Origin of the sequence: Vulcaniibacterium thermophilum (genome assembly GCF_007923255.1) — a bacterium.
Taxonomy (GTDB): Bacteria; Pseudomonadota; Gammaproteobacteria; order Xanthomonadales; family Xanthomonadaceae; genus Lysobacter_F; species Lysobacter_F thermophilum.
Genome location: NZ_VOHJ01000009.1, coordinates 52,261 through 65,543 on the forward strand (window position 1 = coordinate 52,261; position 13,283 = coordinate 65,543).

Sequence of the window (13,283 nt, forward strand, 5' to 3'; positions counted from 1 at the left end):
GCCCGCCGCGCGCGATCGCTCGCGCGGGCTCGGGTAACCTCGCGCTGCGGCGTCCGCCGCGTCGTCCACCGGGAGCCCCCATGCGTGCGTCCGCGATCGTCGCTGCCCTCCTCCTGGCCTGCTCGCTCGGCGCCTGCGAGGCGCAGATGCAGGCGGCCGATGCCCCGCGCGGTGGGCCGGCGGGCACGACGGCCGCGCCGGCCGACCGCACCGTGGACAGCGAGGCGGGGCCGGTCGCGATCGCGACCCTGGCCACCGGCTTGGAACACCCGTGGGCGGTCGCGCTGCTGCCCGACGGCCGCTTCCTGGTCACCGAGCGCCCGGGGCGCATGCGCATCGTCGGCACCGATGGCGCGCTCTCGGCGCCGCTGAAGGGCGTGCCGGCGGTGTTCGCCGAAGGCCAGGGCGGTCTGCTCGACGTCGTGCTCGCGCCCGATTTCGCGCAGAGCCGGCGGATCTGGTTCAGCTATGCCGAACCTGGCGCGGACGATACCGCCGGCACCGCGGTGGCGACCGCCCGGCTGGGCGAGGACGCGCTCGCCGACGTGCGCGTGGTCTACCGCCAGGAGCCGAAGCTCGAAGGCGGTTACCACTTCGGCTCGCGCATCGCCTTCGACGGCAAGGGCCACGTCTTCGTCAGCCAGGGCGAGCGCAACGAGCGGCCGACGGCGCAGAAACTGGACATGCTGCAGGGCAAGCTGGTGCGGCTGAACCTCGACGGCAGCGTGCCGAAGGACAACCCCTTCGTCGGCCGCCCGGGCGCGCGCCCGGAGATCTGGAGCTACGGCCACCGCAACGCGCAGTCGCTGGCGGTCGACCCGCGCACCGGCCGCCTGTGGGAAGCCGAGCACGGCCCGCGCGGCGGCGACGAGATCAACCTGCCGCAGCCGGGGAAGAACTACGGCTGGCCGATCGTCACCCACGGCATCAACTACTCCGGGCTGAAGATCCCCGAAGCGGTCGGCACCGAGGCGCCGGGCATGGAGCCGCCGCACCACGTCTGGGAGAAATCGCCGGCGCTGTCGGGCATGGCCTTCCTCGTCGGTCACCCGCAACTGGCGTGGAACGACAGCCTGTTCCTCGGCGCGCTGGCCGGCCGCGCGCTGATCCGCCTGCAGCTCGACGGCGACCGCATCGTCGGCGAGGAGCGCCTGCTGCGCGAACTGGGCGCGCGCATCCGCGACGTGCGCGTCGGCCCGGACGGCAGCGTCTACGTGCTGACGGACGAGGAGAACGGGCAACTGCTGCGCCTGACGCCGCCGCGCCGCGCCGCGCGCTGAGCGATCGGCGATACTGCCCGGCCGCCCCGGACGATGCAGGCGATGATCCGCTATCCCGCCCTGTTGCTGCTCCTGCTCGCGCTCGCGCTGCCCGCCCGCGCGTCCGCTTCCTCCGACGAGGACCTGCTGGCGCTGGACGCGCGCTGGAACACGCTGCGCCTGCAGCCGGACGCGCCGGCGCTCGAGGCGCTGCTGGCGGACGACTGGATGCTGACCCATTCCGACGGCCGCGTGCAGCACAAGGCCGGATTACCTCGACGAACTGCGCACCCGCAGCCGCAGCAGCCAGCGCATCCTCAACGAGGACGTGCGCCTGCGCCGCTACGGCGACACCGCGGTGGTCACCGGGACCAGCATCCAGTCCGGACTCGGCAACGGCCAGCCGTGGAGCGGCCGCTTCCGTTTCACCCGGGTGTGGGTGCGGCGCGACGGCGTCTGGCGCATGGTCGCCTCGCATTCCTCGCGCATCGCCGACGCGCCCTGAGCTTCACAGCAGCCGCGGCTGCGCCTCCGGCCGCGCGGCGTAGCTGAGCCGGCCATCGAGCAGACGGGCGGCCGCGGTGAACGGGTGTTCCTCGCTGCGGCCCGGCGCCATCAGATGCAGCACCGTCCAGCCGGCCGCCTTGAAATCGTCGGCGATCAGGCCGCGGTGGCATTGCCACCACATCGCCTCGGCGCACATCACCGCGGTCCGGCGTTCGCCTGCCAGCCGCGCCAGCCGCTCGCGGGCGGCGCGGTAGGCGTCGGTGGCCATGTAGTCGGCGTAGCCGCGGAAGTTCGTATTGCGCCAGGCGGTGTTCGGCGAGTCCGGCGCGGGCAGGCGGCGACCGCCCAGGTCCGGCATCGGCACGTAGGCGATGCCGGCCTCGGGCAGCGCGGCGGCCATCGTCCCGCCCGAGAACTGCGGATTGCGGCGCGAGCCGGCGAAGCGGCGCACATCGACCAGCGCCTCGATCCCCGCGTCCCGCAGCAGCGCAAGGAAGGCTTCCCACGGGCGGGTCGAATGCCCCACCGTCCAGAGCGTGCCGTGCGTGTCCATGCGCGGCAGCATACGCGGGGGCGGTCGGCGTAAAATTCACGCTTTCGCCGCATTCCCCCTCTCCCCATGTCCGCCGCCTTCGGCACCGAAACCGTGCTGGACGTCCGTCACTGGACGGCCGACTACTTCAGCTTCACCACCACGCGCGACGACGGCTTCCGCTTCGACAACGGCCAGTTCGTGATGATCGGCCTTGAGGTCGACGGCCGCCCGCTGCTGCGCGCCTACTCCATCGCCAGCGCCAACTGGGAAGAGCAGCTCGAGTTCTTCAGCATCAAGGTGCCCAACGGCCCGTTGACCTCGCGCCTGCAGCACGTCAAGCCGGGCGACACCGTGCTGATCGGCCGCAAGCCGACCGGCACGCTGCTGATCAGCGACCTGCATCCCGGCCGCAATCTGTATCTGCTCGGCACCGGCACCGGGCTTGCGCCGTTCCTGGCCGTCATCAAGGATCCGGAAACCTACGAGCGCTTCGAGCGCGTGATCCTGTGCCACGGCGTGCGCGAGGCCAAGGACCTCGCCTACCGCGACTACATCGTCAACGAGCTGCCGCGCCACGAATTCCTGGGCGAACAGATCGCGGCCAAGCTGCGCTACTACCCGGCGGTGAGCCGCGAAGCGTTCGAATGGAACGGCCACGACCATCGCGGCCGCCTGACCGCGCTGATGGACAGCGGACGGATGATGGAACAGCTCGGCATCGAGCCGCTGGACGCCGCGCACGACCGCGCGATGATCTGCGGCAGTCCGCAGATGCTGGCCGACTTCCGCGCCCTGCTCGACGCGCGCGGCTTCCGCGCGTCGCCCCGGATCGGCAGCCCCGGCGAGTACGTGTTCGAGCGCGCATTCGTCGAGAAGTAGCGCGCGGCGTATCGGCAGGCGCTATTCTGGGCCTTCCGGGGAATGGAAGGAGCCATGCGATGGGATTGCCGCGAATCTTCGTGCTGGCGCTGATGCTGGCCTGCTTCGACGCGCTTGCCGCAGGAGGCGCCGCTCAACCGAGGCCCGGCGATGTGCCGCCGGCGGACCTGGGCCGCACACTCGACGGCACGCCGGTGAATCTCGCCGATCGCCGCGGCAAAGTGGTGGTGTTGACGTTCTGGGCGAGCTGGTGCGGCCCCTGCCGCAAGGAGCTGCCTGTGCTCGGCCGCCTGCAGCAGGCGGTGGGTCGCGAGCACCTGGAGGTGATCGCGGTCAACGTGAAGGAACCGCGCCGCGATCTGACCGCCGTGCTGCGCGCCAACCGGGATCTGGACCTCACCTGGGTGCACGATGCCCGTGGCGACGTCAGCGGCCGCTACGGCGTGGAGGCGCTCCCCAACATGTTCGTAATGGATCGGGACGGCACCGTCGCCTACGTGCACCGCGGCTATTCGGAGGCGATGATCAAATCGTTCATCGACGAGATCATCGGGCTGCTTCCTGAGGAAGTCCTCGAAAGTCCGGCGCCAGCCGCAGCGACGCGCTGAGCGCGATCCGCCGCGCCTTCCGGGAGTTGCCACCGGCCACGGACGGCCCGCTCCGTCGCGGCCCGTCAGCGTTCGCCGTGGCGCAGCCACAGCTCGGCGTCGGACTCGGTATCGAACACGCGTCCTTCGAGGCCCAGCTCCCGCGCCAGCAACTCCGCGGATTCGACGAAGGCGAACACCGCCTGTGGCCGGATCACGTAAGCGAAGCGCACGCCGGCGAATCCGCCGTGGTCGGCGATCGTCGTCACCACGCGTCGCTGCTGCTCGGGGGTCACCTGCTCGCCGGCCAGCCTGTCCACGATCATCGCGGCGCGCGCGCCCTGCGCGCGCATGGCGTCGCCGGCCTCGTTCCAGCAGCGCAGCATCGTCTCCAGACGGCCGTCGCCGCCTTCGAAGACGGCCCGCAGGTAGCCGGGCCGCTTCTCCAGGCGCACACGGGCGCCCGCCTCGTCCTGCTGGGGACTCATGCCGCCAGCGCTGCCTCGATATCGCGCTCGAGCGATGCCGGCGCGTCGTTGGGGGCGAAACGCTTCAGGACGCGTCCGTCGCGGCCGACCAGAAACTTGGTGAAGTTCCACTTGATGGCATCGATGCCGAGCAGGCCGCTCTTTTCCTGCTTCAACCACTTCCACAGCGGATGCGCGCCCTCGCCGTTCACCTCGATCTTCGCGAACAGCGGGAAGGTGACGTCGTAGTTGAGCGAACAGAACCGGCGGATCTCCGCTTCGTCGCCCGGCTCCTGATGGCCGAACTGGTCGCACGGGAAACCGAGCACCGCGAAGCCGCGGTCGCGGTAGCTGCGCCACAGCGTTTCCAGCCCCGCGTACTGCGGCGTGAACCCGCATCTGGAGGCGACGTTGACCACCAGCACCACCTGGCCTGCGAACTCGCTCAACGCGCGCTCGTTACCGTCGATGTCGAGCGCGCGGAAGTCGTGGAGAGTCGTCATGGCATCGCACCTGGCGGCGAAGAAGAAAGCGGACTGCGGCAGCGCGCCGCAGTCCGCATTCTAGCCGTCGGCGCGGTGTTCCGGCTCAGTAGTTGGCGCGGAACTCGACACCGACGATGCGCGGCTCGTTGACGAAGCCGGTCAGATTGTTGAAGTCGATCGCGCCGACCGCGCGGATCTCGTTGAGGATGTTGCGGCCGTACAGCGCCACCTCGTACTGCCCGTTGCCCCAGCCGTATCCGACGCGCAGCCCGCCTTCCAGCAACGACTTGCCGCGGAACTCGGCGGCCTCGTACAGGAAGAAGTTGACCTCGCTGCGATAGGCCCAGTCGGTGTAGACGAAGAACTCCGCGCTCTCGCCCACCGGTCGCACGTAGCGCGCGGTGAGGTTGTAGACCCACTTCGGGGCCTGCGGAAGCGGATTGCCGTCCAGCAGCGCCAGTCCGCCGACCACGGGATCGGTGACGGTGCACCCGCCGCCGCACGGTTGCACGGCGAGGTCGCGGTCGCGGATCTCGGTGTCGTTGTAGCTGGCGCCGAAGGTGACCATCAGGCTGTCGGTCAGGTAGGCGTCGAAATCGACCTCGAAGCCCTGCCCGACCGTGCGGTCCGCATTGATGAGCCGGTTGAAGTTGGTCGCGCCGCCCACCGCGGTGAGCTGCTGGTTGTCCAGCTCGTAGTGGAATACCGCGAAGCCCAGGCGGGCGCGGTTGTCCCACAGTTCGGCCTTGACGCCGGCTTCGTAGGAGATCACCTCTTCCGAATCGGCGACCGAGACGCTGTCGCCGAACAGCAGGCGCCCCTGGATCGACGGCGCGCGGAAGCCGGTGGCGACGCGCGCGTACAGGTTGACCGCGTCGTTGAGGCTCCACACGCCGGCCACGTCCCAACTGACGTTGGAATCGCTCGGGTTGGCGGTCAGGCGCGGCGTGGCGCCCGCGCCGATCGGCGACTGCAGCCGCTGCGCCACGAACTCCTTCTCGTCGCGCGTGTAGCGCAGGCCGGCGCGCAGCGTGAAGGCGTCGGTGATCGCCCAGTTGACCGAACCGAACGCGGCGTACGCGGTGTTGTCCTGCCTCTGCCAGGCGTACCCGTTCTGCACGCCGCCGGCGAGCGTGTCGTAGTTGAAGCTGTCGATGGTGATCTCTTCGTCGAACCAGAACAGTCCGGCCTGCCAGTTGAACGGGCCGTCGTTGTTCGACTCCAGCCGGAACTCCTGGCTCAGTTGGCGGTGCTCCGGCAGGCCGTCCGCGGACTCGGCGGGGAACAGCGCCTCGCCCAGCTCGTCCGGCGGGAAGGTGTAGACCGAGCCGCCGTCGATGTCGCCGCGGCTGAGCGACTCGGCGCTCTCGTAGCCGGTGATCGAGTACAGCGTCAGCGTGTCGGACAGCTTCCAGCTCAGACGCGCGTTGGCGCCGAACGTGTCCAGCTCCTGGAAGTTGCGGCCGTCGATGGACACCTCGTCGTCGTCGAAGCCGTCGCGCAGGTCGTTGCTGCCGCGCTCGAACAGGCTGGCGCGGAACAGGCGGGCGGTGCCGTTGAGATGGCGCGCGTGGACGTTGAACAGCGCCTCGAACGTCTCGCTGCCGTCGTAGCGCAACTGCACGCGCGCCGCGCTCTCGTCGTAGCCTTCCAGGTCGCGATTGGTGCGCGCGTTCGGGTTGGTGTTGTCCACCCACTCGCCGCGGCGCTGGTAGAGCACCGAGGCGCGCGCGGACCAGTTCTCGCCGAGCGGGCCGCCGATCGCGCCTTCGACGTTGGTGGTGCCGTAGGTGCCGACCGCGATCGAGCCGTAGCCGTCGAGCGAGCGGGTCGGCTTGGCGGATTCGAACTTGACCACGCCGGCCGGGGTATTGCGACCGAACAGCGTGCCCTGCGGACCGCGCACCATCTCCACGCTTTCCAGGTCGAACACCGGGAAGCCCTTCAGCAGGGGGTTTTCCTGCACCACCTCGTCGTAGACCAGCGAGACCGGCTGCGAGGCGTTGAGGTCGAAGTCGGTGTTGCCGAGGCCGCGGATGTAGAAGCGCGGGAACGCGCGGCCGAACGAGGACTCGATATTGAGGCTCGGCAGACGGCCGGCGAGGAAGCGGATGTCGCCGCCGCCCGAGCCGAGCACATGCAGCTTCTCGGTATCGACCGTGGTCAGCGCGACGGGCACGTCCTTGGCGCGTTCGACGCGCCGCTGCGCGGTGACGACGAGCGTATCCAGGGTGCGCGCCTCGTCCTCGGCGGACGCGGGCGCGTCGGCCTCCTGGGCGAGGGCGGGCGTGGCGAGCAACGCCGCGATCGCGGCGGCCAGGGCATGGCGGGAAAGTTTGGCGGTCATGGGATCGATCTGAAGGGCGAGCGGCGAACGCCGCGGAAAGGTCATGGAACGGTGACTCGGCCGCCCCTACGGCCGTGGCGCGACCCCGTCGCGCCGGCTGATCTCGTTTGGCGGCGCGATGTTACCGCGCCGCCGCCCGAGCATCGCCTCTAACGGCGGCCGCCGTGGCGGATCAGTGCGAACCGACCCGCACCGGCATCGCGAACGGCTTGATGCCGAGCGCCTCGTGCACGTCCGCCGGGTAATAGGCGGCGTCGCCCTTGATCACCAGCGCGACCTTGCGGATGTCGGCGATGTTCGCGGTCGGATCGCCGTCGATCAGGATGAGGTCGGCGCGCTTGCCCGGCGCGATCACGCCGCGGTCCTCGGCGCGGGCGATGCGCGAGGCGGTCCAGGTCGCCGACTGCAGCGCCTGTGCGGGCGTCATGCCGGCCTGCACGTAGAGCTCCAGTTCGCGCTGCAGGGTGAAGCCGGCGACCGCGTCGGTGCCCGGAACGATGGTGATGCCGGCGCGGTACATGCGGCCGACGAACTCGACCATCTTCTCGTACGAGCGGTTGTAGCGCGCGGCGGTGGCGTCGTCCGGGATGTCGAACTCGGCGACCCGCAGGCTGCGCTGCACGTCGGGCGGCAGGTGCGGCGCGACCGCCGCGTACGCCTGCGAGAGCTCGCCCGCGCGCTGGCGCAGGAAATCGAACGTGGCCAGGGTCGGGTCGATGGCGACGTTGCGGGCCTTCAGCAGCGCGATGAAGTCCTGGACTTCCTTCGAGTCGAAGTCGAGGTCGGCCACGCCCTTGGCCGGCAGGTAGAAGCGCTCGAGCGTGCGCGTGTCGGTATCCGGCTTGACGAGGAAGTTCAGCAGCACCTGGTTGATGTGCTGGATCTCGTCGTAGCCCGCCTCGACCGCGTCCTGCGCGCGCAGCCACACCGGAATGTGCCCGCTCACCCGCAGCCCCTTCGCGTGCGCGTAGGCGACGGTGTCGCGCAGGATCTCCTTCGGGAAGGAGTTGTAGATCTTGACCTGCACGTAGCCGTTGGCGGCGTACCAGTCGACCGCCTTCTTCGCTTCGTCCAGGGTCTTGACCACGAAGCCGTTGCGCGCCGACATCGGGCTTTCGCCTTCCAGGAAGCCGGCGGCGACGATGCGCGGCGACAGCAGCGCGCCCGCCTTTTCGGCGGCGATGATCTGCTGCAGCGTGGCGTTGTCGTTGCCCAGATCGCGCACGGTGGTGACGCCCGCGGCGATGTTGAGCCCGCCGTCCCAGCGGCCGACGTGGCCGTGCATGTCGAACAGCCCGGGCAGCAGCACGCGGCCGCCGGCGTCGATCACGCGATCGGCGCGGGCGTGTTCCTCGCCTGCGCCCGCCACCGAAACGATCGTCCCGTCGCGCAGGAGGACGTCGCGCGCCTCGCCGAGCCGCGCGCGCTCGCTGTCGAACACGCGTGCGTTGCGGATCAGCGTGGTGCCCTTCAGCGGATGCGCCAGCCGCGCCTGCAACTCGCGCAGCGCCTTGCCCTCGGCCTCCTTCTGCCGCGCCTCGAGCGCGGCCGCGTTGGCCTGCCAGCCCTCCTCGATCAACTGCAGGAAGCCGGGGAAGATGAAGGCGAACAGCCGCGGTTCCGCGTCCGTGGTGGCCCAGGCGAAGGTCGGGGTGAAGCCGACGCCGGTGACCGCGAGCAACTGCACCTTCCGCTTGCCGGTCGCGGAGACGACTTCGGCCTCGTCCACCTTGCGCATGGTCAGCGTGCCGCTGGGGACGAGCGGCAACTTGCCGTCGGCGCGACGCGCCAGCGCGGCGATCGCCACCGAGGAGGCCTGCGGCGTGCCGCCGAGCGGCGAATACAGCGCGGTGCCGTCGAGCCGCATCTCGCCCTGGTCGGACGTCGACTTCCAGCGCGCGACGGCGCCCTCGCGCACGAACGACTCGTCCACCGGCGCGCCGAACGTCGAGGTGCCCTTGACCGCGTAGCGGACGAACGTGCCGTCGGGCCCGAGCCGGTATTCCTCCTTCAGCTCGGGGCCGCGGCCGTTGTCCTTGAAGATGAAGTCGACGCGGGTCACGCCGTCGTCGCCGTGTTCGACGATCTGGTGACCGGCCTGCTTGCCGCCGTCCACCAGCGCGACGTAGCGCACGGTCTGCGCCGCCCATGCAGGCGCCGTCAGCAGCAGCGCCAGTCCCACCCACGCGGTCCGCTTCATCGTCTTCCTCCTCGAGGCACGGGGAACCCCGGAGGCTGACGCCTCGCCCGCGGGATCACCCGTGGCGAAGGTCATGGGCGCCGGGTGCGTGCCCGACGCAGGCCGACGAACGGTCGCCGCCGACGCGACGGGCTGCGTGCGCGGCCCGTCGTCCGGCGTGGGAAACGCGCTGTCTCAGCCTGCGCGCACCGGCACCAGGGTGATCTCGACGCGGCGGTTCTGCGCGCGTCCGGCTTCGGTATCGTTGCTCGCGATCGGACGGCTTTCGCCGGCGCCGACGATGATGAAGCGGTCGCGCATCAGGCCGCGGCTCATCAGGTAGTTGGCCACCGCCTGCGCGCGGCGTTCGGACAGTTGCTGGTTGTAGGCGTCGGTGCCGACGCTGTCGGTGTGGCCGGCGACCTCGACCACGGTCTGGTTGTACTCGGACAGCGTGTTGGCGACGTTGTCGAGCACCGGGAAGAACTGCGGCTTCAGCGCCGCGCTGTCGAAGTCGAAGGTGATGTTGCTCGGCATGTTGAGGGTGATGTTGTCGCCCTGCCGCACCACGCCGACGCCGGTGCCCTGCATGCGTTCGCGCAGCGCGCGTTCCTGGCGGTCCTGATAGTTGCCGATCGCGGCACCGGCGAGGCCGCCGACACCGGCGCCGACCAGCGCGCGCTGGCGACGCTCGACCGCGTTGTCGCCGCTGAGCAGGCCGGCCGCGGCGCCGATCGCCGCGCCGATCAGCGCGCCCTTGCCGGTGCGGCTCATGCCCTGCTGCTGCGAGGGCTCGGACGGCGGCGCACCGTAGCCGCCCTGACCATAGCCGCCGGTCTGACCGTAGTAACCGCCGCCGGTGGCGCAGCCGGCCAGCAGGGCCGTGCCGAGGAACGCGGCGGTCGCAATCTGGAGAGGCGTCTTCATGTCGAAACTCCTGGTGGGGGTCCGGGTGTACGGGAGTGTCCAGCCACCAAGCTGAACGCCTTGCAAGCTACGCCGCGCCTCGTGGCAGGCGGGTGACGTTGTTTGCGAACGTTCAGGCCGACGCGACGCCGAGGATCGGCGCGGCATCGTCGGCTTCGAGCGGGCGCTGCCAATCGCCCATCAAGGCGAGGTAAAGCAGATTCTCGAACTCCTCGCGGAAGCGACCGATCGCGACGTCGGGATCGGGAATCAGGCGCGCGTCGGCGATCAGGCCGAAGTGGACGTGGCCGTTGTAGCTCAGGATCGACACGCCGACGCCGATCGATCCGCTCTGCGGCACCCAGAACATCATCTCGCCGATGCGCGAGCCGCCCAGATACAACGGCCGCTGTGGCCCGGGCACGTTGGTCGCCACCGCGCTCGCCTTGCGGCTGAACAGTTCCAGCGCGATCGCCTGCAGCATCGACGGCGCCATCCCGAGGATGGCGAGCACGCCGTAGGCCATCAGCGCCTGGCGCGAGCCCTTCAGCTCGCGCATGCACCCGGCCACGCGCTCGATGCGGCGCAGCGGATTGCCCTCGCCCACCGGCAGGTCGAGGAACACCAGGCCGAAATGGTTGCCGAGCTTGCGCGCGTGTTCCAGCGGCCGCAGGTTCACCGGCACGGTGGCGCGCAGCGTCACGCCGTCGACCGCGTCGCCGCGCTCGAGCATGTAGGCGCGCAGCGCGCCGGCCGCGGTCGCCATGAGCACGTCGTTGACGGTGCACCCGCACGCGCGGCCGACCGCCTTCACCTCGTCGAGCGGAATCGGATCGGCCCACGCCACGCGCTTGCTGACGCCGAGCCGGCCGCGCAGCAGCGAGGGCGGATCGTCCGGCAGCGCCAGCACGTGCAGCAGCTCGCGCGCGAACTCGCCCCCCTCCTTCGCCAGCATCGCCGCCAGAGTGGGATCGCGATACAGCTCGATGCCCTTGTCGACCACCTTGCCGCCGAGCCGCAGGTAGCGGTCGACCGCGCCGCCGACACGGTGCACCACGCCGGCGCCGTCGTCGCGCAGCCACGCATGCGCCAGCGACCGCCGCTTCGCCGGCCGGCGCTCGACGTCGGTCATCGACAGCAGCACCTGCACCAGGGCGATGCCGTCGGCATAGCAGTGATGGATGCGCACGATCAGCGCCGAGCCGCCGCGATAGCGTTCGACCAGATGGAACTGCCACAACGGCTTGTCGCGCCGCAGCGGGGTGGACGCCATCTGGCTCACCAGCCGTTCCAGCGCCTTCTTCTCCGCACGCGGATTGGGCACGCGGCGTTCGCGGCCCGGCAACGCGACGAGCTGCACGTGCCAATCGAGGTCGAAGTCGGGATCGGGAATCCAACTGGCGCCGGTCGGCGTCTCCACCGGCTTCTTGGCGAAGCGCGGATAGGGCCTGACGAAGCGCTGCATCACCACGCGCTTGAGGCGATCGAGCGTCAGCGGCTCCTCCAGCATCAGCACGCCGGCGATCATCATCGGATTGCTCGGCCGCTCCATGCGCAGCCAGGCGGTATCCACACGCGACATCGGTTCCCGTCGCGCGCGCGGACGTGGCTGACGTTCGGGCATCGGTGTCTCCCTTGCGCGGACGCGGGTCGCGCGGGCTTCGGGGCAGTGAAGCACGCGCCATTTTCGGGCGTCAATGCACGCGCGCGGCGAGCCGGCGGAAGGCGTCCAGCGCGGCCTGCCGCCCTTCCGCCAGGCCGACGAGCGGACGCGACGGGTAGGCCGGGGCGACGCGCCGGAGGCGAGCCGGATCGGTCCAGGGCGCGAAGCGAAGCGGCACCGGCAGCGGCGCCAGTTCCGGCAGCCAGCGCGCGACGTACTCGCCCTGCGGATCGAACTTCGCCGCCTGCGTCGCCGGGTTGAAGATGCGGAAGTACGGCGCGGCGTCGGCGCCCGTGCCGGCCACCCACTGCCAGCCGAGCGTGTTGTTGGCCAGATCCGCGTCCACCAGCGTGTCCCAGAACCAGCGCGCGCCTTCGAGCCAATGCATGCGCAGATGTTTGCAGAGGTAGCTGGCGACGATCATCCGCACGCGGTTGTGCATCCAGCCGGTGTGCCACAGCTCGCGCATGCCGGCGTCGACGATCGGAACGCCGGTGCGGCCGTGACGCCAGGCCTCGAGCAGACCCGCCTCCGGCGCGGCCCAGTCGAAGGCGTCGAAGCGCGGATCGAGATTGCGGTCGACGGTGTGGGGGAAGTGATGCAGCAGGTGGTAGGCGAACTCGCGCCATCCGAGCTGACGCAGGAACGCATCGACATGGCGCGCGTTGGCCCCGGTGCGCGCCGCTTCAACCTCGGCCGCCACGCGCCAGGGCGCGATCTCGCCGAAGCGCAGATGCGGCGACAGCCGCGCGGTGCCCGCCAGGTCCGGGCGATCGCGCGCATCCGCGTAGCGCGCAAGCGCCTGCTCGACGAAGCGACGCAGCGCCGCGCGCGCACCGCGCTCGCCGGCCACCCAGTGGTTCCAGAAGCCGGCATCCCACGGACGGCGCGGCGCAAGTCCAAGGCCGGCGAGCGAGCCCGCGTCCGGCTCCGGCGGCGGCGGCGGCCAGCGCGCGGGTGCGTGCCACGGCGATCGCGCGCGCCATGCCGCCTGCGCCGCCTTCCAGAACGGCGTGAACACGCGGTACGGGTCGCCGCCGCGGGTGGCGACGTTCCAGGGTTCCACCTGCAGCGCGCCGTCGAAGCTTTCCGCACGCAGGCCGCGGGCGCGCAGCGCGCGCTTGACCGCGGCGTCGCAGGTTTCGCCGGCGGGCGTGTAGCGGCGGGTCCAGAACACGGCTTCGGCCTGTGTCTGCGCGGCCAGCGTCTCCAGCGCCGCGAGCGACGGCCCGCGCCGCACGGTCAGCCGCGATCCGCGCGCGCGCAGTTCGCCGTCGAGCGCGGCGAGCGACCGCGCGCGCCACGCGTTCGACGCCGCACCCGCCGCCCACGCGCCCTCCTCCTCCGGCGCGTGCACGTACACCGGCAGCGGCAGGTAGCCGGCCTCGAAAGCGGCGCGGAAGGCGGGATGGTCGTCGAGCCGGAGATCGTCGCGGAGCCAGATCAGCGCGGTGGGCACGTTCTCCTCC

The 13,283-nt window shown here is 70.8% G+C and carries 12 protein-coding genes and 1 pseudogene; 5 read left to right on the plus strand and 8 right to left on the minus strand.

The annotated features are described in order from the left end of the window. Window positions 1-80 precede the first annotated feature (80 nt). The 3 genes and pseudogenes from FQY64_RS05605 (at window position 81) to FQY64_RS14725 (ending at window position 1,764) form a co-directional block, all read left to right on the plus strand. A complete protein-coding gene (locus tag FQY64_RS05605) occupies window positions 81-1,280 on the plus strand; it encodes a PQQ-dependent sugar dehydrogenase (protein ID WP_146472761.1) in 1,200 nt (399 codons plus the stop codon). Between the two features lie 42 nt (window positions 1,281-1,322). Further along, a pseudogene (locus FQY64_RS15250) lies at window positions 1,323-1,493 on the plus strand (hypothetical protein); the annotation flags it as partial. Between the two features lie 4 nt (window positions 1,494-1,497). Next, window positions 1,498-1,764, plus strand: coding sequence for a nuclear transport factor 2 family protein (locus FQY64_RS14725; RefSeq protein ID WP_186760869.1), 267 nt, complete (start codon window positions 1,498-1,500; stop codon window positions 1,762-1,764). Between the two features lie 3 nt (window positions 1,765-1,767). Here the strand turns inward: FQY64_RS14725 and FQY64_RS05615 are convergent, their stop codons facing one another. Continuing rightward, on the minus strand, window positions 1,768-2,319 hold the full coding sequence (locus FQY64_RS05615) for a DUF488 domain-containing protein (RefSeq protein ID WP_146472765.1): 552 nt from the start codon (window positions 2,317-2,319) through the stop codon (window positions 1,768-1,770). 66 nt (window positions 2,320-2,385) lie between these two features. On the opposite strand from FQY64_RS05615, the gene FQY64_RS05620 reads away from it, so the two are divergent. Then, window positions 2,386-3,180, plus strand: a complete 795-nt coding sequence (locus FQY64_RS05620; protein ID WP_146472767.1) for a ferredoxin--NADP reductase — start codon at window positions 2,386-2,388, stop codon at window positions 3,178-3,180. A gap of 80 nt (window positions 3,181-3,260) precedes the next feature. After that, complete coding sequence (locus FQY64_RS05625; protein ID WP_229814840.1) at window positions 3,261-3,788, plus strand: TlpA disulfide reductase family protein; 528 nt, start codon at window positions 3,261-3,263, stop codon at window positions 3,786-3,788. 65 nt (window positions 3,789-3,853) lie between these two features. Here FQY64_RS05625 and FQY64_RS05630 read toward each other — a convergent pair whose 3' ends face one another. From FQY64_RS05630 to FQY64_RS05660, 7 genes are all read right to left on the minus strand, one after another. Then, window positions 3,854-4,255, minus strand: coding sequence for a hypothetical protein (locus FQY64_RS05630; protein ID WP_146472771.1), 402 nt, complete (start codon window positions 4,253-4,255; stop codon window positions 3,854-3,856). Continuing rightward, on the minus strand, window positions 4,252-4,737 hold the full coding sequence (locus FQY64_RS05635; protein ID WP_146472773.1) for a glutathione peroxidase: 486 nt from the start codon (window positions 4,735-4,737) through the stop codon (window positions 4,252-4,254). Before FQY64_RS05635 ends, FQY64_RS05630 begins: the two co-directional genes overlap by 4 nt. 85 nt (window positions 4,738-4,822) lie before the next feature. After that, window positions 4,823-7,066 carry a TonB-dependent receptor gene (locus tag FQY64_RS05640; protein WP_146472775.1) on the minus strand — a complete coding sequence of 748 codons (2,244 nt, stop codon included), beginning with the start codon at window positions 7,064-7,066 and terminating at the stop codon, window positions 4,823-4,825. 172 nt (window positions 7,067-7,238) lie between these two features. Continuing rightward, the gene (locus FQY64_RS05645) at window positions 7,239-9,266 is read right to left on the minus strand and encodes an amidohydrolase family protein (RefSeq protein WP_146472777.1); all 2,028 of its coding nucleotides are present in this window, start codon (window positions 9,264-9,266) and stop codon (window positions 7,239-7,241) included. A gap of 174 nt (window positions 9,267-9,440) precedes the next feature. Next, window positions 9,441-10,172, minus strand: a complete 732-nt coding sequence (locus tag FQY64_RS05650) for a YiaD family glycine zipper/OmpA-like lipoprotein (protein ID WP_146472779.1) — start codon at window positions 10,170-10,172, stop codon at window positions 9,441-9,443. Window positions 10,173-10,284: 112 nt separating this feature from the next. Then, a complete protein-coding gene (locus tag FQY64_RS05655) occupies window positions 10,285-11,733 on the minus strand; it encodes a WS/DGAT/MGAT family O-acyltransferase (protein WP_229814839.1) in 1,449 nt (482 codons plus the stop codon). Window positions 11,734-11,845: 112 nt separating this feature from the next. Then, a complete protein-coding gene (locus FQY64_RS05660; RefSeq protein WP_146472783.1) occupies window positions 11,846-13,273 on the minus strand; it encodes a cryptochrome/photolyase family protein in 1,428 nt (475 codons plus the stop codon). Between the last annotated feature and the right edge of the window lie 10 nt (window positions 13,274-13,283).

Bases quoted from the DNA above. Each gene is read 5' to 3' on its own strand.
- FQY64_RS05605 (WP_146472761.1), top strand. From the start codon at position 81: ATGCGTGCGTCCGCGATCGTCGCTGCCCTCCTCCTGGCCTGCTCGCTC.
- FQY64_RS05615 (WP_146472765.1), bottom strand. From the start codon at position 2,319: ATGGACACGCACGGCACGCTCTGGACGGTGGGGCATTCGACCCGCCCG.
- FQY64_RS05620 (WP_146472767.1), top strand. From the start codon at position 2,386: ATGTCCGCCGCCTTCGGCACCGAAACCGTGCTGGACGTCCGTCACTGG.
- FQY64_RS05630 (WP_146472771.1), bottom strand. From the start codon at position 4,255: ATGAGTCCCCAGCAGGACGAGGCGGGCGCCCGTGTGCGCCTGGAGAAG.
- FQY64_RS05635 (WP_146472773.1), bottom strand. From the start codon at position 4,737: ATGACGACTCTCCACGACTTCCGCGCGCTCGACATCGACGGTAACGAG.
- FQY64_RS05640 (WP_146472775.1), bottom strand. From the start codon at position 7,066: ATGACCGCCAAACTTTCCCGCCATGCCCTGGCCGCCGCGATCGCGGCG.
- FQY64_RS05645 (WP_146472777.1), bottom strand. From the start codon at position 9,266: ATGAAGCGGACCGCGTGGGTGGGACTGGCGCTGCTGCTGACGGCGCCT.
- FQY64_RS05650 (WP_146472779.1), bottom strand. From the start codon at position 10,172: ATGAAGACGCCTCTCCAGATTGCGACCGCCGCGTTCCTCGGCACGGCC.
- FQY64_RS05655 (WP_229814839.1), bottom strand. From the start codon at position 11,733: ATGTCGCGTGTGGATACCGCCTGGCTGCGCATGGAGCGGCCGAGCAAT.